25 protein-coding genes and 3 pseudogenes are annotated in these 25933 nt (G+C 64.1%); 5 read left to right on the plus strand and 23 right to left on the minus strand.

All coding sequences use genetic code 11. The features are described from left to right. Positions 1-2: 2 nt before the first annotated feature. The 15 genes and pseudogenes from J7E80_RS24750 to J7E80_RS20595 form a co-directional block, all read right to left on the minus strand. Positions 3-278, minus strand: a complete 276-nt coding sequence (locus J7E80_RS24750) for a hypothetical protein (protein WP_396020822.1) — start codon at positions 276-278, stop codon at positions 3-5. A gap of 38 nt (positions 279-316) precedes the next feature. Beyond that, positions 317-742 (minus strand): aspartate 1-decarboxylase, encoded by a 426-nt coding sequence (gene panD / locus J7E80_RS20535; RefSeq protein ID WP_215054067.1) that lies wholly within the window; start codon positions 740-742, stop codon positions 317-319. 471 nt (positions 743-1213) lie between these two features. After that, entirely contained in the window at positions 1214-2350 is a 1137-nt protein-coding gene (locus J7E80_RS20540) for a bifunctional 2-methylcitrate synthase/citrate synthase (protein WP_215054068.1), read from the minus strand. Continuing rightward, complete coding sequence (gene prpB / locus J7E80_RS20545; protein ID WP_215054069.1) at positions 2331-3284, minus strand: methylisocitrate lyase; 954 nt, start codon at positions 3282-3284, stop codon at positions 2331-2333. The genes J7E80_RS20540 and prpB overlap by 20 nt, the downstream gene beginning before the upstream one ends. Beyond that, the gene (locus tag J7E80_RS20550) at positions 3285-4805 is read right to left on the minus strand and encodes an MmgE/PrpD family protein (RefSeq protein ID WP_215054070.1); all 1521 of its coding nucleotides are present in this window, start codon (positions 4803-4805) and stop codon (positions 3285-3287) included. It lies immediately after the preceding gene. Next, a pseudogene (locus J7E80_RS20555) lies at positions 4798-5456 on the minus strand (GntR family transcriptional regulator). The gene J7E80_RS20550 and the pseudogene J7E80_RS20555 overlap by 8 nt, the downstream one beginning before the upstream one ends. Positions 5457-6033: 577 nt before the next feature. Beyond that, the gene (locus tag J7E80_RS20560) at positions 6034-6474 is read right to left on the minus strand and encodes a TetR/AcrR family transcriptional regulator (protein WP_215054072.1); all 441 of its coding nucleotides are present in this window, start codon (positions 6472-6474) and stop codon (positions 6034-6036) included. A gap of 78 nt (positions 6475-6552) precedes the next feature. Beyond that, on the minus strand, positions 6553-7344 hold the full coding sequence (locus tag J7E80_RS20565; RefSeq protein WP_215054073.1) for a tyrosine-protein phosphatase: 792 nt from the start codon (positions 7342-7344) through the stop codon (positions 6553-6555). Positions 7345-7350: 6 nt separating this feature from the next. Then, positions 7351-7560 (minus strand): ABC transporter permease, encoded by a 210-nt coding sequence (locus J7E80_RS24025; RefSeq protein ID WP_251037167.1) that lies wholly within the window; start codon positions 7558-7560, stop codon positions 7351-7353. 103 nt (positions 7561-7663) lie between these two features. Further along, positions 7664-7906, minus strand: coding sequence for an ABC transporter permease (locus J7E80_RS24030; protein WP_251037168.1), 243 nt, complete (start codon positions 7904-7906; stop codon positions 7664-7666). A 43-nt stretch (positions 7907-7949) separates the two neighbouring features. Further along, positions 7950-8373: pseudogene (gene panD, locus J7E80_RS20575) on the minus strand (aspartate 1-decarboxylase). Positions 8374-9203: 830 nt separating this feature from the next. After that, entirely contained in the window at positions 9204-10397 is a 1194-nt protein-coding gene (locus J7E80_RS20580; protein WP_215054074.1) for an ABC transporter substrate-binding protein, read from the minus strand. 64 nt (positions 10398-10461) lie between these two features. After that, a complete protein-coding gene (locus J7E80_RS20585; protein WP_215054075.1) occupies positions 10462-11190 on the minus strand; it encodes an ABC transporter ATP-binding protein in 729 nt (242 codons plus the stop codon). Next, on the minus strand, positions 11187-13124 hold the full coding sequence (locus J7E80_RS20590) for a branched-chain amino acid ABC transporter ATP-binding protein/permease (RefSeq protein WP_215054076.1): 1938 nt from the start codon (positions 13122-13124) through the stop codon (positions 11187-11189). Before J7E80_RS20590 ends, J7E80_RS20585 begins: the two co-directional genes overlap by 4 nt. After that, positions 13121-13990 (minus strand): branched-chain amino acid ABC transporter permease, encoded by an 870-nt coding sequence (locus tag J7E80_RS20595; protein WP_215054077.1) that lies wholly within the window; start codon positions 13988-13990, stop codon positions 13121-13123. The genes J7E80_RS20590 and J7E80_RS20595 overlap by 4 nt, the downstream gene beginning before the upstream one ends. A 172-nt stretch (positions 13991-14162) precedes the next feature. Here J7E80_RS20595 and J7E80_RS20600 point away from each other — a divergent pair, with 172 nt between their 5' ends. Then, a complete protein-coding gene (locus J7E80_RS20600) occupies positions 14163-14804 on the plus strand; it encodes a TetR/AcrR family transcriptional regulator (RefSeq protein WP_215054078.1) in 642 nt (213 codons plus the stop codon). On the opposite strand, the gene J7E80_RS20605 is transcribed toward J7E80_RS20600, so the two are convergent. The 8 genes from J7E80_RS20605 to J7E80_RS20640 are packed head-to-tail and all read right to left on the minus strand — an operon-like array spanning position 14756 to position 22098. Further along, positions 14756-15493 carry an SDR family oxidoreductase gene (locus J7E80_RS20605; RefSeq protein WP_215054079.1) on the minus strand — a complete coding sequence of 246 codons (738 nt, stop codon included), beginning with the start codon at positions 15491-15493 and terminating at the stop codon, positions 14756-14758. The genes J7E80_RS20600 and J7E80_RS20605 overlap by 49 nt on opposite strands. Before the next feature lie 43 nt (positions 15494-15536). Beyond that, positions 15537-16352, minus strand: a complete 816-nt coding sequence (locus J7E80_RS20610; RefSeq protein ID WP_215054080.1) for an enoyl-CoA hydratase/isomerase family protein — start codon at positions 16350-16352, stop codon at positions 15537-15539. Then, positions 16349-17425, minus strand: a complete 1077-nt coding sequence (locus tag J7E80_RS20615) for a phosphotransferase family protein (protein WP_215054081.1) — start codon at positions 17423-17425, stop codon at positions 16349-16351. The genes J7E80_RS20610 and J7E80_RS20615 overlap by 4 nt, the downstream gene beginning before the upstream one ends. Beyond that, entirely contained in the window at positions 17422-18207 is a 786-nt protein-coding gene (locus tag J7E80_RS20620; RefSeq protein ID WP_215054082.1) for an enoyl-CoA hydratase/isomerase family protein, read from the minus strand. The genes J7E80_RS20615 and J7E80_RS20620 overlap by 4 nt, the downstream gene beginning before the upstream one ends. After that, a complete protein-coding gene (locus J7E80_RS20625) occupies positions 18207-18968 on the minus strand; it encodes an SDR family NAD(P)-dependent oxidoreductase (protein WP_215054083.1) in 762 nt (253 codons plus the stop codon). Before J7E80_RS20625 ends, J7E80_RS20620 begins: the two co-directional genes overlap by 1 nt. Before the next feature lie 40 nt (positions 18969-19008). Next, positions 19009-20160 (minus strand): acyl-CoA dehydrogenase family protein, encoded by a 1152-nt coding sequence (locus tag J7E80_RS20630; protein WP_215054084.1) that lies wholly within the window; start codon positions 20158-20160, stop codon positions 19009-19011. Between the two features lie 13 nt (positions 20161-20173). Then, entirely contained in the window at positions 20174-20953 is a 780-nt protein-coding gene (locus J7E80_RS20635) for an enoyl-CoA hydratase/isomerase family protein (protein ID WP_215054085.1), read from the minus strand. Continuing rightward, positions 20950-22098, minus strand: coding sequence for a thiolase family protein (locus J7E80_RS20640; protein WP_215054086.1), 1149 nt, complete (start codon positions 22096-22098; stop codon positions 20950-20952). The genes J7E80_RS20635 and J7E80_RS20640 overlap by 4 nt, the downstream gene beginning before the upstream one ends. Before the next feature lie 160 nt (positions 22099-22258). Here J7E80_RS20640 and J7E80_RS20645 point away from each other — a divergent pair, with 160 nt between their 5' ends. From J7E80_RS20645 to J7E80_RS20660, 4 genes and pseudogenes are all read left to right on the plus strand, one after another. Then, entirely contained in the window at positions 22259-23029 is a 771-nt protein-coding gene (locus J7E80_RS20645) for an SDR family NAD(P)-dependent oxidoreductase (protein ID WP_215054087.1), read from the plus strand. A 5-nt stretch (positions 23030-23034) separates the two neighbouring features. After that, the gene (locus tag J7E80_RS20650; protein WP_215054088.1) at positions 23035-23832 is read left to right on the plus strand and encodes an enoyl-CoA hydratase/isomerase family protein; all 798 of its coding nucleotides are present in this window, start codon (positions 23035-23037) and stop codon (positions 23830-23832) included. Positions 23833-23854: 22 nt separating this feature from the next. Further along, positions 23855-24340 (plus strand): hypothetical protein, encoded by a 486-nt coding sequence (locus tag J7E80_RS20655; protein ID WP_215054089.1) that lies wholly within the window; start codon positions 23855-23857, stop codon positions 24338-24340. A gap of 233 nt (positions 24341-24573) precedes the next feature. Continuing rightward, positions 24574-25325: pseudogene (locus J7E80_RS20660) on the plus strand (SDR family NAD(P)-dependent oxidoreductase). Positions 25326-25933: the final 608 nt, after the last annotated feature.

The raw sequence follows: 25933 nt of genomic DNA on the forward strand, positions 1-25933 counted from the left end.
AATCACCGCAAGAACCCAAGGACCGTCATAGGCGACTGTCCCGCCACTCGTCGCGGTTGGCCAGGCGTGACCGGATTTGTGGAGATCACTGAGTTGCGCTTTTCCATGTCGGAAGTAGGGGCCTCCTCTGCAATGTCCTCCGCCCACAGGTCCGGGTTGTCGTCCTGGAAGATGCGCATCATGTCCACACAGCGCTGATCATCCACAACCATCATCTCAACGCCACGCGATCGAAGAAGCTCGAATTCGCCGTCGAACGTGCGCGCTTCACCCACCACTACCCGGGCGACGCTGGGTACCAGCGCTACGGCTCCGTTTAGATTGCGGCGTTGTTCAGGGCGTATGGCGGACGCAGGAGCCCGGGGGTAAGGCCCTCGGCCGGGTCGTTGCCCAGCTGGACCACTTTGTTGTTTTGGTCCACATGGACTACCCGGGGTTCGTACGCCTTGGCTTCCTCAGTAGTCATTGCCGCGTAGGTGATCAGAATGACAGTGTCATTTTCGTGCACCAAGTGAGCCGCCGGACCGTTGATGCCGATCACGCCCGAGCCGCGTTCGCCAGCGATGGTGTACGTCTCCAGACGGGCTCCGTTGGTCACGTCCACGATGGCCACCAGCTCACCGGGAAGAATGTCAGCAGCATCTAGCAGGTCCAGGTCCACGGTGACTGAACCTACATAATGCAGATCAGCGTGCGTGACGCTGGCCCGGTGAATTTTGGACTTGAACATTGTTCGATTCATAGGAAGCTCCAGTGGTTGAGACTTTTGTCCCGCGCAGCTGGCCACACCACACCCGGCATGAACGCAACCCGTTGCGGGACTCGCCCGAAGTGTCTAGTAGTCGTTCTCGGACGAGGACGGCAGGAAATGCGTGAAAACCTGGTAGCCGTCTTGATGGGAAATCATTTGTCTAAGTGAGTTTCCTTCCGCTGAAATCCAAAGAAGCGAATCGTCCGGCATGACGGCCTCTACCGTTCCTTTGCGGACCAATTTCCCGCCTCTCCAAATTTCTACTCGCTGTCCGAGAGCGCGTTGCCAATCTGGTTGCAGGTGAAGGTCCATCGTTTGCTCCTATATGCACGCGGGGTCAGATTTGGAACAGCTGTACCGGGTGTTCGACGAGCCGGCGGTGAGGTGTCACCGTTGCGAATAGTTGATGATCCGGGTGATCATCGACACCTCACCGCAGGAATTTGGCGGCAAATACTGCAGCTATAGGGAACGCTGCTCTTGCCCGTTGTACTGGCTGAGCGGTCTGATCAGCGAGTTGGACGCCAGCTGTTCCATGATGTGGGCGGTCCAGCCGGTGATGCGGCTGGCGACGAAGATCGGGGTGAAAGTTTGGGTGTGGAAGCCCATGAGGTGATAGGTGGGGCCGGCCGGGTAGTCGAGGTTGGGTTTGATGGCCTTGGCCTCCTCCATCGCCTGCTCGAGCCCGTTATACAGGCCCAGGAGTTCAGGTCGGCCGTAGTGGGCGATCATCTTGTCGAGTGCGGCCTTCATGGTGGGCACGCGGGAGTCGCCGTGCTTGTAGACGCGGTGCCCGAAGCCCATGATTTTCTTCTTTTGCGCCAGGGCGTCTTCCATCCATGCCTTGGCGCGGGTGGCTGCTTCCTCCAGGGATTCCTCGGGCCGGATGCCGATTTCGTCGAAGGTGTGCATGACGGCTTCGTTGGCGCCGCCGTGGAGGGGACCTTTGAGGGCTCCGATGGCGGCGGTCACGGCCGAGTGCAGGTCCGAGAGGGTGGAGGTGACCACGCGGGCGGTGAAGGTGGAGGCGTTGAAGGAGTGTTCGGCGTAGAGGATCATCGAGACGTTGAAGGCCTCGATGACCTCGTCCACGGGGTCTTCGCCGAAGGTCATCCACAGGAAGTTGGCCGAGTAACCCAGATCGTCGCGCGGTTCTACGACGTCCTGGCCGTGCCGGCGGCGCTGGTCGTACGCCACGACTGCCGGCATGGCCGCCCAAAGGTCGATGGCCTTGCTCATGTTGGCCCTGGGTGAGGCGTCCTCTGCCAGTGGGTGCCGTGCTCCCAGCACCGATGCCGCCGTGCGGCAGACGTCCATGGGGTGGGCGTCCGTGGGCAGGGCGTCGATGATGGCCTTGAGTGCAGGGTCGAGAGCCCGGCCGGCCCTTTCGCGGGCGGTGAACGCGTCGAGCTGGTCCTGCGTGGGCAGTTCGCCGTTCCAGAGCAGGTAGGCGACCTCTTCGAAGCTGCATTTGGCGGCGAGGTCCTGGACGGGGTACCCGCGGTAGAGCAGTGAGTTGGTTTCCGCGTTGACCTTTGAGACGGCGGTGTAGTCCACTACGACGCCGGCGAGGCCCTTCTTAATGTCTGGGTTGGTCATGCTGAACTCCTTTGTTGCCGTTCGTGAACGAGCGGATGTCAGGGATCTGGAAGTTGAAGACGCCGGAATCGAATTTGTTGTAGGCCTCGTAGTCCACGAGGTCATACAGCCGTGCGCGGGTGAGCATTTCAAACACGCGTACCTGCTGGGTTCCCAGGCTCTTGAGTGTGTCCAAGACCCGTTCGGCGGCGCCCATGGCGCTGCGGAGCAGTGTGACGGGGTAAATCACCATGTTGACGCCGACGTTCTGCAGTTGGTCGGTGGTGAACAGGTCGCTTTTGCCGAACTCGGTCATGTTGGCCAGGATGGGCACGTCCACAGCGTCCCGGATGGCACGGAACTCGTGCAAATCACGCATAGCCTCGGGGAAGATCGCGTCCGCTCCAGCCTCTACCAGTGCCTTGGCCCGGTCCTTTGCTGCATTGAGTCCGTCGGTGGCGCGGATGTCCGTGCGGGCCATGATCAGGAAGTTCGGATCCCGCCGCGCGTCCGCTGCAGCGCGGATGCGTTTGGTGGCGGTTTCCAGGTCCACGACGTTCTTGCCGTCGAGGTGGCCGCAGCGTTTAGGGTTGAACTGGTCCTCGATGTGGCAGCCGGCGAGCCCGGCGTTTTCCAGTTCCTGGACACTGCGGGCCACGTTCATGGGCTCGCCGAAGCCGGTGTCGGCATCCACCAGGGACGGCAGATCGGTCATGCGGGCGATCTGCCCGGCCCTGGTCGCCACTTCGGTCAGGGTGGTGAGGCCGATGTCCGGCAGGCCAAGGTCGTTGGCGAGAACGGCGCCAGAGATGTACACCCCGGCGAAGCCCTTCTCCTCGATCAGCCGGGCCGAGAGCGGGTTGAACGCTCCGGGGAACTGCTGGATGGTTCCGGAGGCCAGCAGTTCCTGCAGCTTCAGGCGTTTCTGTTCCGGCGTGATTTTTGAGTACAGCATTTAGAACAGTCCCTTCGGGGCTGCCGAGAGATCGATGACGCCGGGCGCGGCAGTGATGTTGAGCTGGTCCAACTCGCCTGCGGCGAGTTCGGGAAGGCGTTCGACGGCGGCCAGGAACCTTTCGATTTCATCCTCCGCCACCAGCCCGGCAGCCAGGGTGCGGAACTTGTTGACGTACTGCTCACGGGTGAACGGCCGTGCGCCCAGCGGGTGGGCATCGGCCACGGCGATCTCATCGGTGATGACGCTGCTGTCGGTGAGCGTGATTTCCACGGAACCGCCGAAGGCCTTCTCGGAGATGTCCAGGGAGTGGTAGCGGCGGGTCCACTCCGGATCCTCCACCGTGGACACCTTCTGCCACAGCTCTACCGTGTCGGGCCGGGCGGCGCGCTCGGGGGAGTAGGAGTCCACGTGGTGCCAGGCGCCGTCCTGCAGCGCGACGGTGAAGATGTACGGGATGGAGTGGTCCAGGGTTTCCCGGCTGGCGGTGGGGCTGTACTTCTGCGGATCGTTGGCGCCGGACCCGATGACGTAGTGGGTGTGGTGGCTGGTCTTGATCAGGACGGACTGCACGTTCGCCGGGTCCGTGGCTTCGGGGTGTTCCCTGTTCAGCTTGCGAGCGAGGTCGATCCAGGCCTGGGCCTGGTACTCGGCGGAGTGTTCCTTGGTGTAGGTGTCAAGGATGGCCCGCTTGGCCTCACCGGGCGTGGGCAGCGGAACCTCGTAGGAGGCCTCCGGGCCGTCCAGCAGCCAGGCGATCACGCCGTCTTCGCCTTCGTAGATCGGCACCGGGGAGGTCTGTCCGCGCATGGACCGGTCCACGGCTTCGACCGCCATCTTCCCGGCAAACGCGGGGGCGTGCGCCTTCCAGGTGGAGATCTCACCCTTGCGGGACTGGCGGGTGGCGGTGGTGGTGTGCAGCGCCTGGCCCACGGACTGGAAGATCGTTTCCACATCCAGTCCCAGCAGGGTCCCGATGCCGGCGGCCGCGGACGGGCCGAGGTGCGCCACGTGGTCGATCTTGTGCTTGTGCAGGCAGATCGCCTTCACCAGGTTCACCTGGATCTCGTAACCGGTCGCGATCCCGCGGACCAGATCGGCACCGCTGGCACCCGTGTGCTGTGCCACGGCCAGGATCGGGGGGATGTTGTCACCCGGGTGGGAGTAATCGGCCGCGAGGAACGTGTCATGGTAATCCAGTTCCCGGACGGCCACGCCGTTGGCCCACGCCGCCCATTCGGCTGAGACGCGCTCACCGATCCCGAAGACCTTCGCGCCCTTCCCGCCGGTGGAGGGAGCGTGGGTGAGGGCCTGCGCCCGGGCGGCCACGATCGGGGCACGGTTCAGTGACGCGATGGCGACGGAGGCGTTGTCGATGATCCGGTTGATCACCATCTCCGTGACGTCATCAGTCACGCCGACGGGGTCCGCGGCGACCAAGGCGATCTTGTGGGCCAACTGGTCCTCGCGCGGTAGGTTTTCGTCGCTTTTGTAGACGCGAACGTGGTTGAGCTTAACCATGGTGTTCCTTCATTGGGGCGTGTGGGTGGCTTTGATATGGGAAAGGCTGCGGTGTAAATGAACGGTGGTAGCCGCCTCGGCAAGCCGGGGGTTCCCCGCAGCGATAGCTTCGGCAATGGCGGCGTGCTCCGCGGCGGCGGCTGTGAGCCGGCCGACGTCATCGGCGGCCAGCCGCCGGACCCGGACAAGGTGGACGCGCAAGCTGCTCATGGCCTGGGCAAGGTAAGCGTTAGAGATAGCGGCGTCGATGGCCTCATCCAACCTGCCCACCAGCGCGTAATAGTCGTGCCGGGCAGGATCGTTGCCGGCGAGCAGTTCGGGAGCCGCCAGCAGTTCGGCGTGGAGCTGGGCGAAGACAGCCCGTTCACCTCGCTGGGCGGCCAGCGCGGCAGCCTTTACTTCGAGCGTTTCACGCAGCTCGAACAGTTCATCGATATCGTCCAGTGAGATATCGGTGACGACCACCCCACGGCCCCGAGCAGTCTGTGTGAGACCTTCGGCGCTTAGCCTGCCGAGAGCCTCCCGGAGTGGCGTTCGGGAGAGGCCAAGACGTTCCGATTGTTCGACTTCAGCCAGAACAGTTCCCGGCAGAAGGCGCCACTCGACGATGTCTTCACGGAGGCTCCTGTAAGCCCGTTCACTGGCACGCACAGTGTGAATTGTATACACCACCGCTAGATATGCGCAATGATCGCGCGAAATCGCTCGACTATGTATACATGATTTAGACGTGGGGGAATTCCGCGTAAACATGAGACTGTCCTGTTGACGTATAGGCCGCCCCAGAAAAAGCCCGCTGAGGGTAGCATGAGCGCTACACAGCTGACCGCAGACTTGCCGGCTAAGGTGTGCCGCCAGCGGCTAGGCCCTCTCCGATCAGGGCAAACGCACGTTCTGACTGTAAACCGGGCGTACATCGACCGCAGAGCGGCAGGACAGGCAGCACCCGGACAAGTCCTCGCGAAGCGCGGGCCGCCGTCGTCTGAGAAGCTCATCAAGGGGGAGTGAAGTGAGCATCTTCGGCTATCCATCTTCCCCTTGAATCCGGCCATGCGGTAGCGACGTGGCTCCGGGTGGCGCGTCGGAGGACCGTCATACGCGAGGAGGTGGGGCCGCCGCGGGGGACGAATCAAGAAGTGTCAGGCTGCAATCTAAGAGTTTCTCGAGTCATCGTCAGAGTAGGAGGAATCGGACCCTATTCTGACAGCCCCTGCGCGTCCACCTGACGTCAGGGAAGGGTGTACTTCAATTGGGCGTTGGAGTAGCGCAATCCGGCCATTGTCTGCTGCCGACCGATAGTTGGCTGCGAGGCGGATTTCGTTCGCGATTGGCTCACGACGCCGGGAACATGCCGGTCCCAGGACAGCGCCCGCAGCGCCTCGTTCTCCAGGCCCAAGGCGAGACGTTTCTTTACGAGCGTCCTCACCCGGCTGTCCAGGGCCACGGCGGCCCGTTCGTAAGCGGCCAGGATCTTCTCCAGGCTGCTGCCGGAGGGAGTCGGCTCGATACCGGTTCGGACGCTGTCCAGCGCAGCCGCGAGCAGTTCTTCCCGACTGGACCAGCGACGGTAGACCGCGGCGCGGCTGGCGCCGGATCTCTCGGTGATGGCAGCGATGCTTACGTCGCGTGTGTCGCGCTCCAGGAGCAGGTCCACTGTTGCCGCCAGCACTACGAATTCCAGCGTGGCGTCCCGCGGCCGTCCGGGTGGTCTGCGGGCAGCTACCTGAGGAGCGCCCTCCGTACGGGCTCAGCCATTAGCGACTACCAGCCTGTCGCGAAGCTGTTCGATTGTCGCGTCACTCAGGCCGGCCCGGCGCACGGGCTCGACGACGCTGCCATACCGTTCGGTGAGCAGCTGCTGCATCGCGTCGATCGACTCGGCATGCGCGCCCATCACGGCACCGGGCTCGGCTTCCGAGTCGATCGCCGAGGCAGGGATAAGGCCCCCGAGGATTGCCCGCAGCCGCGGGAACAGCTGTGGCAGGCGGGTGGCTGTGATGGCATAGTCGGCGGAAATGGTCTCCACCGAGGCGCCCAAGGCAGCGAGCACAACGGCGGCGAAGACTCCCGTCCGGTCCTTGCCGGCCGCGCAGTGGAAGACGGTGGCGCCTTCGCCCAAAGCAATCAAGGTCACGCCGAGGGCGAGCTGGCGGGCCTGGGTTTCCACGAGGTTCGCGTACCAGGCACCCACCTGCTGCGCAGTCGCGGCGGAGGACATCAGTTCCTTGCTGATGTCCTGCGGGGAGGCAACGGACGCCGTCAGGGCCAGATGATAGTAGTTTACGCCTGGCAGCGTCAGGGGTCCCCGGCCGGTGAAGAGCGCCTCCTCGGCCGAGCGGAGGTCGATGACCTGGCGGACGCCGTCGGCGACCATCTGCTGGGCGAAGACGGCGGGCATGACGGACACGTCGTCGCTGCGCAGCAGCACACCGCGCCGTGTCTGCCCGCCCACTACGGGCAGCCCGCCCAGGTCGCGGAGGTTGACGGGGGCTAGGTCGAATTCGGGCGAGTCAAGAGTCTGGGTGTGGGGTTCCTGCACGGGTTCCTAACTGAGCTTGGCGCGGATGTAGGCGCTGACGCGGTCGATGATGCTGACCAGGACGATGATGCTGATGATGATGGCGCAGAGGTGTCCGTAGTCGTACATGCGCATCGCGGTGGTCAGTTCCAGGCCTATACCGCCGGCACCCACCAAGCCCAGGATCGTGGCACCGGGGACGTTGCCATCGAAGAGCAGGAGCGTGTAGCTAACCAACAGGGAGCGGCCTGCGGAAGGACCGCATAGGTGATGATCTGGCGCTTGTTGGCCCCGACCCCTTGAGGGCCTGGACAGGTCCTGACTCCACCGATTCCATCGCCTAGGCGTAGATCTTGTCGATCGACCCGACCGATCCGAGCACGATTGCCAGGATGCCGGCAAACGGGCCCAGGCCCACCGCGGAGACGAACATGAGGGCATAGATGAGTTCCGGAATGGAGCGCAGCACATTCAGAACAGCCCGGCAGCCGGTATAGACCCAGCGCGGGGCGATGTTGCTGGCCTGGCGCGGTCGGGGACGGAAGACTCGCTTCGGGACCTGGTCGACGGGTCGCCGAGGCATTGGCGGAGGCTCTAGTGCCCAATTCATCAGTCATCCCCATGAATCAATTCACCTGCGTCGTTAGAGCGAAGGGCGGGCGCTTCAACCCGGGTGTGATGCTTTCGGCCGGGTCGTTGCCGAGCTGGAGGATCTTGTTGTCTTCGTCCACATGAACGATTTTGGGGGCGTAGGCCCTGGCTTCCTCTGTGGTCATCTGAGCGTAGGTAATGAGAATGACCGTGTCATTCTCATTGATGAGGTGTGCCGCCGGCCCGTTGATGCATATCACGCCGGAACCTTTTCCCGGCGATTGTGTATGTTTCAAGGCGTGCACCGTTTGTGACGTCGACGATGGTTACGAGTTCGCCGGGCAGGATGTCGGATGCGTCCAGCAGGTCCAGGTCGACGGTGACGGAGCCGACGTAGTGCAGGTCGGCGTGGGTGACCGTGGCGCGGTGGATTTTTGACTTGAACATTGTGCGCTTCATAGGCGGCATGAAAATCAAACCCTTCTCTAGGCTCGTACAAGGCGTCTCCGTGCGTGCGACAAAGGCCGGTTCTGCGCCATGAGTCGTTATGGCACAGAAGCGGCCGTCAGTGACCGTGTGCGGTGGCTCCGATTTCATCGACATCGGCGAGGATGCGGGATTGGAGTACTCGGAGAGTGCGGCTATCTTCTCGTGGTGAGTACTACCCAATCTCAGCTGCCTCGGGTTTGCTCCAGAGGAGCGGGGGTATCCCATGGATATCGGGCATATATTTCGCTTCCGTCCGCCCTTTCCACTATTTCTCGGGAATACACCCCTGCCGCAGAGACCCACAGAAGGGAATTGTCTGGCATCACAGCCTCTACTGTTCCCGTCCGGATGGTCTTTCCTTTGCGTCGAATTTCGACGTGCAGCCCCAAGGCCCGCTGCCAATCTGGTTGCAAGTGAAGATCCACGTTCTTACCTATTTTTTTCAGTTGACTGCTGGCTGTGAAGGTACGCGGTGAGACGCCGAGCGCGTTGCGAGTAGATGATGATCCGGGTGATCATCCGGCGCCTCACCGCAAATTAGAGGAAAGGCGCTGCCTGCGTCTCCCAGGGGTTGCTGCTCATGCCGTTGTAGGCGCTGAGGGGGCGGATAAGGGAACTTGATCCGGCCATGCTCCATGATGTGGGCGGCCAGCCGGTGACGCTGCTGACCGAACAAGTAACAGGGTGAATGGCCGTGTCGAAACCCGTGAAGTGGCACGTGGACCGGTCGAGTAGTCGAGATTCGGCTTGCCGAAGTGCCGGCGGGATGAACCCGCCGGTACTTCTCTATCGGTGGCGGTCTACTTGTACTCGAGCTTTTGTGCTTCGATAATCGCTCCAGATGATGGGTCGAATCCGTATAGGCCCCAGGGAGAACTCTCGAAATCCCACAGGCGGTGGTCCTCAGCCGAAAACGGTGCGGTGACTTTAGTGCCGAAGATGTCCAGCGAAGCGGTCTTCTCCATAGCATCACGCACCGCGGTGTAGTCAGTGGCAGTGCCGGCTTCCTTGACTGCCCTGAGATAGGCATCGACGCAGCTGTACGACATCTGTGCAGCCAAACCGTACGTCGGGTCTTCGCCATAGGTTGAGACGTATTCGGCAGTGAACGCCTCCACCTCCGGCCCGGTCAGCACAGCGGGAACCGCGAACTTGATGGCAGAGCGCTGCTCCGGCGTCGCCACCTTGGCGAATGACCCCACAATGGCTCCGGTGGTGTAGATCGCTTTCGGGTGGAAGTCCGCTTGGTCGAAAGCACGAAGGATCGGCACGAAGTCATCGCCGCCGTGCACGCCTATAATCACCGTATCGACGCCCGCGTCCCGCAGAGTGCGGGCCTGAACGCTTAGATCGGCGGCGCCTTGGTCGAACGACGTCACGGCGATATCCCCGAGACCGCGGTCAGCCCACGTCTTTTCCATGCTCCGGGTGAAAATCTGGCCATAAGTGTCGGTGAACGCGAGCAGACCCACTGTGTCGTCCGGCTCTACCACCCCGTCGGCGAACACCTCGATGGCCTGGGCAGCGGTCGCCGCGGTCTGGAATGCCCAGTTGCCGGCATCGGTCTTTTTGGCCAGGTCGTCTCCCGCGGCGAGGGACAGACACCAGGGCCGCCCCACGGTCTGCACCAGATCACGGACCTGGAGAACCTGCCCGCTCAGTCCGGGGCCGAGGATGAAATCCACTTCGTCATTGTTGATCAGGCGCTGGGCAGCCTGCGCCGCACCCTCGGGGGTACCGCGGTCATCGACCGGAATGAAGGTCACATCGAGCCCAAGACCTGACAGGTCCCCGCGCGCCATCTCGGCCCCCCTGATGGCTTCAAACGAGGTGGCCGGCAGCCTGCTGCTCTCCCCGCCCATGATGCCGATGCGAACGGGGATACCGCCTTGGGACGGCGTGCTGCCGGCCCCGCTTCCGTTGCCGCAGGCAGCCAGGGTGGCCACGACCACCAGCGCCACGGCGGCTGGACCGAACAATCTTTTTTTCAGCACAACATTTCCTCTTCTCTGAGTTCGCTGTTCTCGTAATGACCGGCGTCTACGGTGACGCCGGTGCTTATAGCCCCAGGTACGCTGACCTCACCGCGTCATCGGCCAGCAGGACGGCGCTGGGGCCGGTGATGGCAACAGTGCCCCGGTCAATGACATAGCCGCGGTCCGAAATGGCAAGCGCCCGGTCCGCCTGCTGTTCGACCAGGACGACCGAGAGGCTCCTCACCTGGCCCAGGACGGCCACGAGATCCAACACTTCGTCGCTGAGTTTGGGGCTCAGCCCGAGGGTCGGTTCATCCAGCAGGAGCACTCTGGGGTTGGCGGCGGCACCCCGGGCGATCGCGACCATCTGCTGCTGGCCACCGGAGAGAAGGCCTGCCCTCGTCTTCCACAACCGGGAAAGGTCCGGGAGCGTGGAGAGCACAAGTTCGAGGAGCTCTCCACCTCCGGGACGGCGTTTGCCTTGGCGTGTGCCGAGGGCGATGTTTTCGGCAACGGTGAGCCGCTGGAAAAGACGGCGTCCTTCGGGTACCACTATCAGCCCGCTTCGGACGCGGTTGCGGACGCTGGAGCGGGCAACCGGCCGGCCGAGGAGCGTGATGTCGCCTGCGCGGGCCTTCAATTGGCCGGCAAGGGTGCGCACGAAAGTGGTCTTGCCGGCACCGTTTGACCCTAGAATCGCGACGACTTCACCTTCTCGCAACTCGAAATTGATTCCGTGTAAAACGGTTCCCCGGCCGTACCCCGCGGTGAGTCCCTGTGCCGAAAGCACTATACTTTCGTGGTTGCTCATACGCCCGTCCTTTCTGTTCCGGCGGCGGCCTGCTTTCCCAGATAGGCCTCACGCACTGCGAGGTCCCGGGTGAAATCGCTGGGGGTTCCTTGAAAAATGACTTTTCCTTGATCCATACACGTCACCTCGGACGCCACTTTCGCGACGAGATCCATGTGGTGCTCGACGAGCAGCATCGCCAGTCCTGCATCCCTCAGCCGCACGAGCGCGTCCGCCAGCTCTGCCCCCTCCGTCTGGTTAAGGCCGGCCGCAGGCTCGTCCAGGAGCAGCAGCATCGGCTCGCCGGCCAGCGCCATCCCGATTTCAAGGGTCCGGCGGCGGCCGTAGGGAAGTTCGCCCGCGCGAAGATGGGCGTCGTTTTCCAGTCCAAGAAATTCCAGGATCCGGTCGGCCGACTCGTGCGCCTGGCGTTCGTTGCGCCTGACCTTCGGGGAGTTGAACGCGACGGCGAAGAGGCTGTGGCGGTAGAGCACCGCCATTCCCCGCACCACGTTCTCCCGCACCGTCTGGTCATCGAACAAGGTGGGGACTTGGAAGGTCCGCGCGACTCCGAAAGCCCGGATTCGATCGGGGCGCAGTCCGCTGACATCTTTTCCCCCGGCGTAAACTGATCCCAGGCTTGGCCGGTAGATCCCGCTGACGATATTGAGCAGTGTCGTCTTGCCTGCCCCGTTGGGACCGACCAGCGCGTGGATTGACCCGCGCTCGACCCTGAGTTCGACTCCGTCGACCGCCTTCACGCCGCCGAACGAGAGTTCCACACCTTCGACACTGAGCACAGCCCTTCCCTCCTCTGACACGCGCAGGGGAGGCGACGGCGCCCCGGCTTCGCTGCTTCGGTCAGCGGCTCCGTCCGCCACTCGGCCTTGGCGTTCTGACACGGCGTGCATGATTGTTCCGACAATGCCGCCCGGAAGGAAGCGAAGAACCAGGATCAGGACGAGACCGGCGATTCCGGTTGCCCCGAGCCACACCGCGTCGAACGTGTCGCGCTGAAACTCGACGAAGGCGTTCGCCAGAGGAGAGAATTCCAGCGCTGCCAGGAAGGCGACCCCGAGCACTGGTCCTATGGTCGTGCGGATCCCCCCGACGAGTACCACCAGGAGCAGGTCGATTCCCAGATCGAACCCGAATGATTCCGGTTGGAGGCGCCCGTAGATGAGCAGGTACCCCGTTCCGCCCAGTGCGCCCAGTGCAGCGGCGAGAACGAATGCGGTGACTTTGGTGCGCAGCACCGGCACTCCCAGGTGCGATGCCAGGGTCTCTCCGAGCCGCACGGATTCCAGGGAGCGGCCCCAGCTTGAGTTCACTAGATTTCGCGCGAACATGAGCACTAAAACGGCCACGACCGCGAGCACCACCACAGCCAACGGAGCGACACCAGGCAGGTAGGGCCGTGCAATTTCGAAGCCGCCGATGCTTGGATTGTCCACCAGCATCTTGCCGTTCTGGAGGACATTCGGATAGCCCGACAGCCGTCCGAAGGTCTCGACATCCGTAATCAGCCGGGCCAGGACGATAGCGAAGACCAACGTCACGATCGCCACGAGCGGCCCCTTAAGCCGCAGCGAGGCGTATGCGATTGCAACACCGAGCAAGGCCGCCACCAGAAGGCCCAGGGCCACGGCCACGGGCCAGACCAGTTTTGTCTCCTCCAGTCCCCAGGCGGCGGCGTACGCTCCAGCTGCGAAGAACGCACCCTGACCTACCGAGACCAGGCCCGCATTGCCGGTGAGAATGTTCAGTCCCACGGCAGCGATCAGCAACGCGAAGCAGAAGCCGACGGTCTGCATGTAGGAAATGGACGGGCCTGCCCCGGTGATTCCCGGGGCGCAGACTGCCAGGAAGACCACGAGCAGAATGAACCCGAACCACGCGGTGGATAACGGGCCGCGCCGACCTGGCCGGCGCGGGCGTGATTTGTTCGTGGTCACACTTTCTCCTTAATTGCACGCCCGAATAGGCCTTGGGGACGGACTACCAGCACGACCAGCACAATCAGGAGGCCGGCCACGCTTCCAAGTGCAGGACCTGCCAGCTGCTGGCCGAGCTGGCTAACGACCCCGTAGATCAAGCCGCCTACAAGCACCCCGGTGATGGAATCGAGGCCGCCGATGATGGCCACCCCGATTGCTCCCATCATGAGCGGCACGCCAAAACTGGGTGTGACCCCAACCTGTGCGCCCCACAGGATTCCGCCGAGGGCGACTATCGCCGTCGCCAGCGCGTACATGACGTAGCCGACCAGCCGAGTCGAAATGCCCATCAGTTGAGCTGTCTCATCGTCTTCGGCTACGGCCCGAACGATCGTCCCCGCGGGCGTCCAGCGCATCACGGCCGCGATGCCGAGGGTGAGGACGATCGCCAGAGCGCAGATGATCAGCCCCTGCCGGGCAAGTCCGGCCCCGCCGAGAGAGATGAAACCCTCGCTGTACGCGTAGTCAAGCTTTTTTATCGCCTGACCCTGGGAGTTCAGTATGATATCGACCACGATCATTCCCAGTCCGAGGGTGGCGATGAGCCAGCGGTAGTCATCGTGGGTTTGGGCGAAGGGAACGATCACCAGGCGGTAGATGATGGCGCCCGCGATGCCCATGACGATCACGGCGCACGTGACCCGAAGCCAGGCTGGAATGCCGTCCCACCCCACCATCCCGAGGGCCACAACGGCGCCGAGCGCCATGAGCTCGCCCGTGGCGAAGTTGGCAGTGCGGGTTGCGAGGAAAGTGAGGACGAAACCCAAAGCGACCAGAGCATAGAGCCCACCGAGCAAGATCCCGGATGCGAGTACCTCGATCACAATCAGATCACTCCTCTAGCTCTTAGTACGCGGCAATCGCGTAGACAACTGCGTCTAACGCGGTCAGCCTATCCTCGATCACCCCCGATATTCAACCCACCGGTTGGTTGAACTGACGGCTAGAATCAGCCCATGCGAGCTTCCGACATGACGACCAGTAGTTGAGGTATCCGTGAAGAACGAAGCGACAGGGCGGCAGGCCGAGCTGATCGACGCGGCGGCCAAGGTCTTTTTTGAGAAGGGGTATGCGGCGTCCTCGGTCCAGGAAGTGGCGGATGAGGTAGGACTGCTGAAAGGCAGCCTGTACCACTACATCCGCACCAAGGAGGACCTCCTGTTCGCGGTTGTCGAAGATGCCCACCGGGCGAGCATGCAGATCGTCGAAGAGCTGAGCCTCCTGAATGCCGACCCCGCGGCTGAGCTGGCGGCATTTGTCCGCGCGCATCTGGATCTCCTGGTCCGGGAGCGGGTGAAGCTCAGCGTCTACCTTCACGAGGCACGGATGCTGACCTCGGAACACCGGATGGTGGTTGCTGAGCAGCGCCGGCTCTACGGCCGCTACCTCCAAAACCTCATCGAACGAGGACAGCACAACAGGACTTTCGTCTCCCGCGTGGATTCGGAGCTTTCAACCCGCGCTGTGCTCGGGATGCTCAACTGGACTTATGAGTGGTACCGCGACGACGACCGCGATTGGGAGGCTGTCGTGAGTGCCTTCGTGCAGACAGCGCTCCGCGCCGTCGGTGCAGACGGCGCGGTCCCTGCTCAGATCGAGGTACCTCCGTCGACCGCCAGCACGGTTCCGGTCACGTAGGCGGCCTCGTCGGAGGCAAGGAATGCAACGGCAGGAAAGATCTCCTCGGGTTCCGCGATCCGGCCGAGCGGGATGGCCGCGGTCATGGCCTTGAGCTGGTCTTCGGGGATCCCCCCGATCATCCGGGTGCTGGCGCTGGGTGAGATCGCGTTGACGGTGATCCCGAACCGGCCCAGCTCCTTCGCAGTCGTCTTGGTGAAGCCGATAATCCCTGCTTTCGCAGCAGAGTAGTTCGCCTGCCCGATGTTTCCGCGAAGTCCGGAATAGCTTGTGACGTTGATGACGCGTCCGAAACCCTGGGCCCGCATGTGGGGGGTGGCCGCGCGCGTGAACCGGAACGTTCCGCCCAGGTGCACCGCGAACACCAGATTCCAGTCCTCGTCGCTCATCTTCCAGACCATGCCGTCGCGCAGAATTCCCGCGTTGTTCACGATGATGTCGACACGGCCGGTCGCCGCGACAGCGTCCGCCACTACCGCGTCAACGGAAGCGGTGTCGGTGACGTCGACGATGCGGCGTCGAACGGATGCGGGGAATGAAGCGGCGTCCAGTGCCGCCCCATCCGCGTCGACGGCATAGACGTCGGCCCCGGCCTCGGCGAACTGGGTAACCAGGCCGTGCCCGATCCCCCGCGCGGAGCCGGAGACGATCACGGTATGGCCGGTAAAGTCGAAAGCGATGCTGCTCATGGTCTGGGATTCTCCAAGTCAAGGTTGTTAAGGGGTAATCGGTTCAGCGCTGGCTGAACCGGGGTGTTCGCCGTTCCCGGGCGGCCGTCAGTCCTTCGAGGAAGTCAGGGCTCCGGATCTGGTCCTTGACCACCTCGGCTTCAATTTTAAAAGCTTTCTCGAAGGGAAGGCTGGCGAAGTCGCGCAGTACCGTTCTGGTCAGCCGCGTCGCCGCCCCCGAGCGGTCGGCAAGGCGGGTGGCCAGCTCGAAGGCCACCGGCCGCAACTGTTCGACCGGTGTCACCCTGCTCACGAAGCCAAGCTCCCGGGAACGGCCGGCGTCGACCGGTTCATCGAGCACCACGAGTTCAAGTGCCTTCAGCGGACCGAGCAGCGAACCGAGCAGGCTCGCGGCCCCGAAGTCGGGCACCATTCCGATCTGGGCGAAGCCGAAGATCAATTTCGCGTCTTCGGCCGCAACCCGCACGTCGCATAAGAGGGCCAGTGACAAGCCGATCGCCACGCAGGCGCCATTGATCGCGCAGACGGTCGGGAACGGCAGATCGCGCAGTGCCCGGACCACGGAGTATCCAAGGTCGACACGGGCGGATTGAGCCTCGGGCGAATCGTCGTAGTACGCGTCCTTGATGTCGGCGCCCGCACAGAATACGGGTCCGTTGCCGGTCAGCAGCAGCGCCCGCACTTCCGGGTCGGCCGCGATCGCGGCCAGCACCTCGGCGAGTTCGGCGAGCATCACGCCGTTCACGGCGTTTCTGGCATCAGGACGGTCCAACGCCACGACCACGACCGGGTCGTGGCGGGTGACCGAGAGCGTCGTGGTCTCGAAGAGCCGTTGCGGTGGCTGGTTCTGGGCGCTCATGACCGGAGCAGCTCCATCGCCGCGCGCCCGGCGACCGGCACAATCGGCGCATAGGAGGCCAGGCGGGCGTCGCGGGTATGTCCCTGAAGGGCGCGGTTCGCGAGTTGCTGCAGGGCCACCGCGGTCTTCCATGATCCGAATGCCTCGTACCAGGCGATGCGGCTCACGTCGATGCCCAAAAGCCCGGCGTAGTGCTCGCGCAGCTGGGAGCGGCTCCAGAGTCCGAGCTGGTCCTGGCCCGGCCAGAGCGCCCGTGCCGCCTCCCCGGCGGGGCCGGCCTCGGGCCAGTACGACAGCGCGGTCCCCAGATCGATCAGCGGATCACCCAGTGTCGTCATGTCCCAGTCGAAAATGCTGTGCACCCGCGTCGGATCACCGGGCAGGAACTGGCAGTTATCGAGTTTCAAGTCGCTGTGAACCAGCGAAACCCGGGAAGGTTCAGGCACGTCGCGGGCGAGCAGTGCCGCGACCTCGTCCATCGTCGGATCGGCGTCGTCAGGGCGGCAGGCCTGCCAGCGCCGCAGCCAGCCGCGTACCTGCCGCTCCGCGAAGCCCTCCGGGCGGCCCAGTTCGCCAAGCCCGCACGTCTCGGGGTCAACCAGATGCAGCTCGGCCACGGCTTCGATGAACGCGGCACTTACGGCGTCGGCGGCACCAGGGACAGCCCTCATCGATTCCGGGAGCGAGTCGCGGATGACAACACCGGAGCGGTACTCGATGACCAGGAACTCCGCCCCGATCACCGCGGGGTCGTTGCAGAACGCAAGCGCACGGGCGGCCCGCGGGTAGGACCGCCATAGTTGCGAGAGCACACGGTATTCGCGCGCCATGTCGTGCGCCCCGGCCGGGACTTCTCCGTGCGGCGGGCGCCGCACGACCAGCCGCCGCTCACCGAACGTCACGAGGTACGTGAGGTTGGCCGAGCCGTGGGGGAACTGGCGCACGGTCATCGGGCCGGTCAGCCCGTCGCCGACGGTCTCCTGGAGGTAGCGCTCCAGTGCGGCCCAGTCCAGCTCGTCTCCCGGCCGGACATCGCCGATCTCCGGATCGGCGTCAAGCATGTACTCACTCATCGTTCTCCTGCTGTCTCACGGGCTACTTCACGCAGGGACCGGATCAGTTGGCCGGCCGCAAGCGCCTGGGTCTGATTTTCAAAATTGATGGCGGTCAGCAGATCGGCCGTGACCACGCTTCCCCAGATGGCCCGCTTGGTCAAGCGCACGGCGAAGTCCTGGTTGCGGAGTATCTGCTCCGCGGTGTCCAGGGCTGCGGCATCCAGCTCCTCGTCGGGTACCACACGGGACGCCAGGCCGGCAGCGTCAGCTTCCGCTGCGCCCACCTTTCGTCCGGTGAGCAGCCATTCCGCGGCCCGTGATGCTCCTACGAACCGGGGGAGCAGCCACGTCATGCCCATGTCGGCGCCCGAGAGCCCGATCCGGTTGGCTCCGATTGCGAAGCCGGCCGACTCTCCGGCCACGCGGATGTCCGAGGCGAGTGCGAACGCGAAACCAGCGCCGACCGCCGCGCCCTTCACCGCGGCGATGACTGGCTGTGGCAAAGCTCTGATCTCCAGCACCAGGTGGGCCACGTCCTGCTGTGCCTGGAGGAGCCCGTCAAGGTCGCCCTCCGCGGTCAGGTGTTCATAGCCGGTGTGGGTCTGGTCCATTCCGGAGCAAAACCCCCGCCCGCTTCCGCGCAGGATGACCACCCGGTCCGTGAGCGTCGTGGCGATGTCGGACATCGCGGCGCGGAACTCGGAGATGAATGCAGCGTCCACGGCGTTCAGCCGTTCGGGCCGGTTGAAGGTGAGCCGTACGACACCGGAGAGGGGCCGGTCGATCAGGATCGTTCCCATCAGCGGTAGCCACCGTCTACGTTGATGAGAGCGCTCGTCGTGAACGACGAGGCGTCCGAGGCAAGGTACAGCGCGGCTCCGACGATTTCTCCCGGGTCACCGGCCCGCCGCAACGCGATCTTGGTCTGGGCATTGCGCTCGAAGGCCTCCATATCCCATGCCGCACTGATGTCCGTCAGGAACGGTCCGGCGACGATCGTATTCACGCGCACCAGAGGCGCGAAGGAGCGTGCCATGCCCTGGGTCAGCGAGTTGAGGCCGGCTTTGGCCGCAGCGTAGGGCACCTCCTCGGGAGTGGGGAGGTTCGCGGATGCGCTGCTGATGTTGATGATCGACCCGCCCCCCGCCGCCATCATCCGTTCCCCGATCAGTGCGCTCAACCGGAAGGGCCCCTTGAGGTTCACGGCGAAGACTTTGTCGTAGAGTTCCTCGCTGATTTCGCCCAGGGACGAGTAGTGGGGCGACATCCCGGCGTTGTTTACCAGCACGTCGACCTTGCCGAAACGGTCGTAGCTCTGCTCGGCCAGCTGGCCGACGTCATCCCAATGCCCGACGTGGCACCGCACCGCTAGCGAGCTGACGCCGAACTCCGCCGTGACCTGGTCGGCGAGGGCCTGGCAGTCGTTGATCTTGCGGCTGGCGATGACCACGTCGGCGCCGGCGGCCGCGTAGGCGCGGACAATTTCGCGCCCCAGGCCGCGGCTTCCTCCGGTCACGACGGCCACGCGGCCGCTGAGGTCGAAAAGTTTGTCACGATTCATGTGTCTATCTCCGTTTCGTCATCGAATCAGCTCCGGCGAATCAGTAGCTGCGGGGAAGGCCGAGCACGCGCTCGGCGATGTAGTTCAGGATCATCTCGTTGTTCAGGGGCGCGATCCTGAGAATGCGCACCATCGGCCAGATTGTCACGATGTCGGTGTCGGCGTCGAATGCCGACCCGCCATGGGTCTGCAGCGCGGCGTCAACGGCCGCGTCAGCTGCCTCCGAGGCCAGCAGCTTCGCCATGTTGGACAGGTCTCCGGCCGGCAGCCCCTGATCGATCTGCGCAGCTGCCTGGTATGTCATCAAGCGCGCCGCCTCCAGCTGGGCCTTCGCTTTGGCCAGCGGGTGCGATACCGAATGGTATTGGCCGATGGGCGCGCCCCAGGGTGCGCGCACTTTCGCGTACTCCACAGCCTTCGCCAGCGCGAACTGGCCAAGACCGAGCGTCCAGGCGGAAATTACGACACGTTCCGTGTTCAACGACTCGAACAGGCACGCCGCGCCCTTGCCTTCTTCGCCGATGAGCCCCTCCGGGGGAATGATGACGTCGTCAAAGTAGACGGTGAACTGGCGTTCCGGCGCGTGCCACTCGATGTTGAGCGGACTCATGCTGAGCCCAGGGGACTTCGCATCGATAACGAAGAGCGACAGTCCGTCACTTTTGTTTTCCACACGGTCGCTCGGCGTGGTGCGTGCCACCACGATCATATGGTCGGCCTGGTCTGCGCCGGAGATGAAAACCTTTTGGCCCTTGAGCACATAGCTGCCGTCATCGCGCCGCGTCGCCGTGGTGGAGATCGCGAAGCTGTTGGTGCCCGCTTCCGGTTCCGTCAAGGCAAACGAGAAGGTGCGCTCCGCGGTGAGTGTCGCCTTCACATGGGTCTCGATCTGCTCCGGTGTGCCGAAGCGGATGATCGCCTGGCGCGAGAACGAGGTCAGCGAGTAGATCATCGGGGGCATCCCGACGCGGCTCATCGCCTCCATCACGGCCGCGACGGCCGTGACGCCCCCGCCTGCCCCGCCATGTTCCTCCGGGACCCCCAGCGCGAACAGGCCCGCATCAGCCATCGCGGCATACAGTTCCGTCGGCGCCTCATGGGCGGCCGACTTTTCCAGATAGTACCGGCGGTCCCAGCGTTTTGTCAGGCCACTGACCGTCTCTGCGACGGCCTCGAGAAGTTCCTTCTCCACAGTTTTTCCCCTCTCAGCGCCCGACGAACTCGGGTACGCGATGTTCCTTAAAAGCTCTGGGTCCCTCTGCGGCGTCATCACTGCGCAACACCCGGGTATTAAGGGCGTGCTCGATGACGAAGCCATCGGTTAGGGCCAGTCCGCGCACGACAGCTTCCTTCGCCGTCCGTACAGCGACTGGAGCGTTTTGCGAAATCTTTTCAGCGAGTTCGAGCGCACGCTCGAACTCCTCGCCGGGCTCAACGACCTCGTTCACCAACCCGACCTCATAGGCGCGTTGGGCCGTGATCGGCTGTCCCAGCAGGATCAGCTGCATGGCGATGGCGTAGGGGATCTGGCGGGGCAGACGGATATGGCTTCCGGCTCCCGGGATGAGGCCCCACGCCACTTCACCCAGTCCGAAGCGCGCATCGCTGGCGGCGACCCGAAGATCCGATCCGAGCGCGATCTCCAAACCGCCTCCGATGCAGATACCGCGGATCGCGGCGATCACGGGTATGAACAGTTCGCTGAAGAACCGCCGGGTGGGATCCCGGCTGACGGTGTCGATGCCTGCCCCTACCGTTGCCGGCAGCAAGGATTCAAGATCCCCTCCTGCGGAGAAGGCCCGGTCCCCGCCGCCGCGCACCACGAGGCAGCGCACGGACGGATCGTGCTGAAGCTGCACAGTGGCGTCCTCGAGTTCCCGCACCATCTCCAGGGTGAACGCATTCAGCTTGGCCGGCCGGTCGATTGTCAGAATCGAGATTGGCCCGCGGCGCTCGAGATCGATCCGCCCGGCAGTTCCGCTCACGTCATCAGCTCCAGGATGGTGGCGTTCGCCATGCCTCCGCCTTCGCACATGGTCTGCAGGCCGAAGCGGGTCCCGTTGGCGCGCATCCGGTGGACCATCGTGGTCATGAGCCGTGCTCCTGAGCCACCGATCGGGTGTCCCAGCGCGATCGCGCCGCCGTCAGGGTTGAGTAGTGAACTGTCGGCTCCCGTCTCGGCCAGCCACGCCAGGGCAACGGACGCGAATGCCTCATTCACTTCAAAGGTACCGATGTCAGAGAGGCTCAGGCCGGACTTCTTCAGGGCCATGGCCGTTGCCGGTATCGGGCCGGTGAGCATGATCCTCGGGTCAGACCCGGTCACCACGGCGGTATGGATGCGGGCAATCGGCGTGAGGCCGAGTTCCGCAGCACGTGCGGAGGTGGTGATCAGGAGTGCGGCCGAGCCGTCGCTGATCTGCGATGAGTTACCCGCGGTGATCGAACCCCCCGGGCGGTACGCAGAGCGGATCGCCCCCAGGGATTCAACCGTTCCACCCCGGCGGATGCCCTCGTCCTTGTCGGCCACCGTCCCGTCCTCAAGGCGGTACCCGGCGATCTGGCCGTCGAAACGGCCCGCGTCCTGTGCTGCCGCGGCCCTCTCGTGGGAGCTCAGGGAAAAAGCGTCCAGATCCTCGCGGCTGAGCGCCCACCGGTCCGCGATCTCCTGCGCCCCGATTCCCTGGTGGGGAAATTCTCCTCCATAGCGGGCGAGGGCGCGGGGCCCGTAAGGGGCGCCGCCGGCTGCAGAGGACCCGAGCGGCACGCGCGACATCGATTCGACGCCGCCGGCCACGACGAGGTCGTACTGGCCGGAAATAACACCTGCGGCGGCAAAGTGAACCGCTTGCTGCGACGAGCCGCACTGGCGGTCGATGGTTGTCGCCGGGACTGATTCCGGCCAGCCGGCTCCCAGAACTGCACTGCGGGCCAGGTTGAAGGACTGGTCTCCGACCTGCGCCCCGCAGCCCCAGATCACGTCGTCCACGAACTCCGGGTCCACCCCCGAACGCGCGGCCAGCGCCTCCAGGACATGGGCCGACAAGTCGGCCGGGTGCACGGAAGCCAGAATTCCGTTCCTACGTCCAACGGGCGTTCGCACGGCCTCAACAATTACTGCATCGCGCATGTCACATCACTCCTTTGAGGGCTTCACTTATTCTCGTCGCGGGCATATCCCCATGATAGCATTCAACCAACCGATTGGTCGACTACTTCATCATACACCTGTGGCCGTGATGTACTCGGACCTCGTGGGGAACCATCCAGCCGTTCAAAGGAGAATAAATATGGAAATCTCGAATTCTGTCGGCGTCGTCACCGGCGGGGCGTCCGGCCTCGGGGCCGGGGTGGTGCGCATGCTTATTGAACGAGGCGGCCGGGCAGCCATCCTCGACCTTGACCGCTCGCCTGGCTCAGAGCTCGCCGCCGAACTCGGCGACGCGGCGCTGTTCATCCCAACAGACATCACCGATCCCGAGCAGGTCGAGTCGGCGTTCGGCCAGCTTGCCGAGCGGTTCGGACGGGTCGATCTCTGCGTCAACAGCGCCGGTACCGGCGAAGGCCACCGGGTCGTTGCCAAGGACGGCACACTGTTCCCTCTTGACGCCTACAAACGTATTGTCAATCTGAATCTGGTCGCATTGTTTGATGTCAGCCGCCGCGCCGCTGAACTGATGACGCGCAACGAGCCTGGAGCCGATGACGAGCGCGGGCTGATCGTGAATGTCGCCTCGATCGCAGGATATGAGGGGCAGGTAGGACAGGCTGCGTACGCGGGCTCCAAGGGCGCGGTGATTGCCAGCACGCTGCCGCTCGCCCGTGACCTTGCCCAGTGGGGCATCCGGGTGATGACGATCGCACCGGGAATCATGGACACAGCGATGCTCTCGGGCGTGAGCGACAAGCTCCGCACCGCTGTGACGGATCTGAGCCTTTTCCCCCGGCGTTTGGGCCGTCCTTCGGATTTTGCGTCCCTGGTCGGGCAGTTCATGGAGAACACAATGCTCAATGGGGAAGTTGTCCGCCTCGATGCCGGTACCCGGCTTCCGTCACGGTGATCGGCGTGAGTGAAGGGCCAAAGACTGCCGTTGGGGTGGAGCTCATCGGTGCCGTTGCGGTCATCACCATAGACAACCCGCCCGCCAATGCGATGTCCACGGCAGTGATCGGTGAGCTGGAAGAAGCCGTCACAGCCCTGGAGTCCGACCGGTCGGTCCGGGCAGTCGTCTTCACCGCGCTTGGCGGTGCAGCTTTCCTCTCCGGCGCAGACATTACGGAGCTGCCTGCCAGGATGGCTGATCCGGAAAAGTTCCACAGCCATACCGAGCGCGTGCGGGCGCTCTTCGCGCGGGTGGCTGGCCTCCCGCAGCCCACCATCAGTGCGGTCCAGGCAGACGCGGTCGGCGGCGGCCTCGAGTTTGTCCTCCTCACGGACCTCGTCGTGGCCGCGCCGAAGGTGAAGTTCGCTCTTCCCGAAGTGCGGTTGGGACTCATCCCCGGTGCCGGCGGAACGCAGCGTCTGAGCCGCAGAATCCCTCCGCAGGTGGCGGCGGAGATGATCTTCCTCGGCCGCCCGATTTCCGCCCAGCGCGCCCTTGAACTCGGCCTGATCAACCGGGTCTGTGCCGCCGAATCGCTTCGCGACGAGGCCATGGCGCTTGCCAATTCGCTGGCAGAGCTCCCGCGGGTGGCCGTCCAGGCCGCCAAACGCGCACTTCGAGGCGGGGAGAGCGCCGGCTCCCTCACCGAAGGCCTGGCTGCGGAAGGCCGCGCCTTCACCGAAGCCGCGGCTTCTGCCGATGCACAGGAGGGGTGCCTGGCTTTCCTTGAACGCCGGCGCCCGAGCTTTAGCCATGAGTAAGGGGCCCACGTTGGGAAGTGACATGTCCGAACCGGAATCAACGGTATATCCGCCCCTGACCCAGAACCGCGGCCGGATCGATCACATCGCCTTCATCGTGCGGGAGGAGAACTTCGAGGCCACAGTCGCCCGGGTCGCCAGTGTGCTGTCTTTGAACTTCGAGGGACCATTCGACAACACCGAACTCGGGTTCCGGGTCGTCATCGACTGGCATGCAGGCATCGAGTTCCTGACACCCTATGACCGTGAGAAGGCCCCGATCCAGTTCGCCTATCTGGACAAGTACGGGGAGGGCTTCTACCGCCTGATTTTCGGCGTCAGCGACATGGAGTCCTCGCTGGACAGGGCCAAGGAGCATGGATTGCGGGTCGGGATCCGTATGGACGGACTCACCTTGACCCCGGACTGGGCGGAGCGCTTTGACAGGATCGAGGAGGTGACGGTGGAAAAGCCCGTTCCAGGCTTCTACCTGACGCTCGGCCAGATCGAACCGAAGTCCGGCACGTAGCGGACGGTTATGCGCATATGTTGCCCCATGGATTCGGTCCGGTGTTCTCCCCGGCGGCCGCCGGGGAGAACACCGGATCAGGCAGAGCCTGCGCAATCGGTTCCCCGCGCATACGCCCGGGTAAACCCATACAGCAGGTTCCTGGCTCCCGGCAGATGGGGTTGTTGAAGTAAGGTCCGGCCCAAAAGGTACGGCCGGCGACAGGGCCGGGAAACGGCCACGAAGGAGTAACAATGGATGAGCAGTTCGCAGGAAAAACCGCCGTCGTGACCGGCGGAGGATCGGGCATCGGCGAGGCCGTCGCTCTCGCCCTCGCCGCGGAGGGTGCCAGCGTCGTGGTCAATGACCTCCGGCTCGAGAGCGCGCAGGCGGTTGTCGATAAGATCATCGCTGCCGGCGGCAAGGAGACCGCCGTCGCCGGTGACGTGGGAAACCCGGTGGACGTCAAGGCGGCGGTGGACGCCGCAGTCAGCGAATACGGCGCCCTGAACCTCGCCTTCAACAATGCCGGCATCGCCAGCCCGAACGGACTGCTTGCCGACATCGACATCGAGGGCTACCGCAGGCTCATGACGTAAACCTGCACTCCGTGTTCTACGGCATGTACTACCAGATTCCCGAAATGCTCAAGTCCGGCGGCGGGGCCATTGTGAACAACTCCTCGATCCTGGGACTCGTCGGCGCGGCCAGAGCGGTTCCCTACGTCACGGCCAAGCACGGAGTCTCCGGCATGACCAAGGCTGCTGCGCTTGGCTACGCCGACCAGGGCATCCGCATCAACTCGGTCCACCCGGCCTACATCGACACGCCGCTGCTGCAGGGCCTGCCCAAGAAAACCTACGACGGCCTGGTGGGACTGCATCCGATCGGACGGCTGGGCACGGCCGAGGAGGTGGCCAGCATCGTCCTGTTCCTCCTCTCGGACAAGGCGAGCTTCGTGACCGGTTCCCAGTACGCCGTTGACGGTGCCTACACCTCCCGGTAACGGCTTGGGCACCTCCCGGCAACGGCCCCGGGGTTGTCCCCATTCGAAAAACCCCGCTGCCGGGACTGGGGCGCTGTCCGGTTTCAAGGGTGCGCCTCGGCTCAACATGGGTGGCCAGGAAGCGAAATTCCCTGGCTTGGGCGGTGTTTTCCGGGCCGGCTGTCGTGCGCCTGGTGCAGTTCCAGCACGTGGCCGGCGCCTGTCCCCAGCCGGCCGCCCGGACCCTGTTACGTCCTGGCGCGTACCTGCTGCCATCAGGGGGAGGGCCCGTAATCGATAGGAAGCACGGCCTCCCCTGCTGAGCGGTAACCCAAGCCTTTGCCCGAGCCGGAATGCAGGGGCAACTTCCGCAGAGTCCTGGGAGGATTCATTGCAGGCCCCTTCTGTGCGGCTCCCTTGCCTTCCGGGTTCAACCTATAGCCCACTACGGCAAGTGTCAACCAATTGATTGGTTGATTGAGCTCGCGCATCACCAGGCAAGATAGGGGCTGTTGCTCCGGTCTGCCGGGTTCCACGGGAAGCCAGGACCGCGGCGGAGGGCTCCGGGAGTTCCCCGGCTACGCGGGGGATGGACCCCCCTATGCCGCGCCCGGTCCCCCGGGGCACCG

The sequence above is a fragment of the Arthrobacter sp. ISL-28 genome, from assembly GCF_018613875.1.
Lineage (GTDB): Bacteria > Actinomycetota > Actinomycetes > Actinomycetales > Micrococcaceae > Arthrobacter.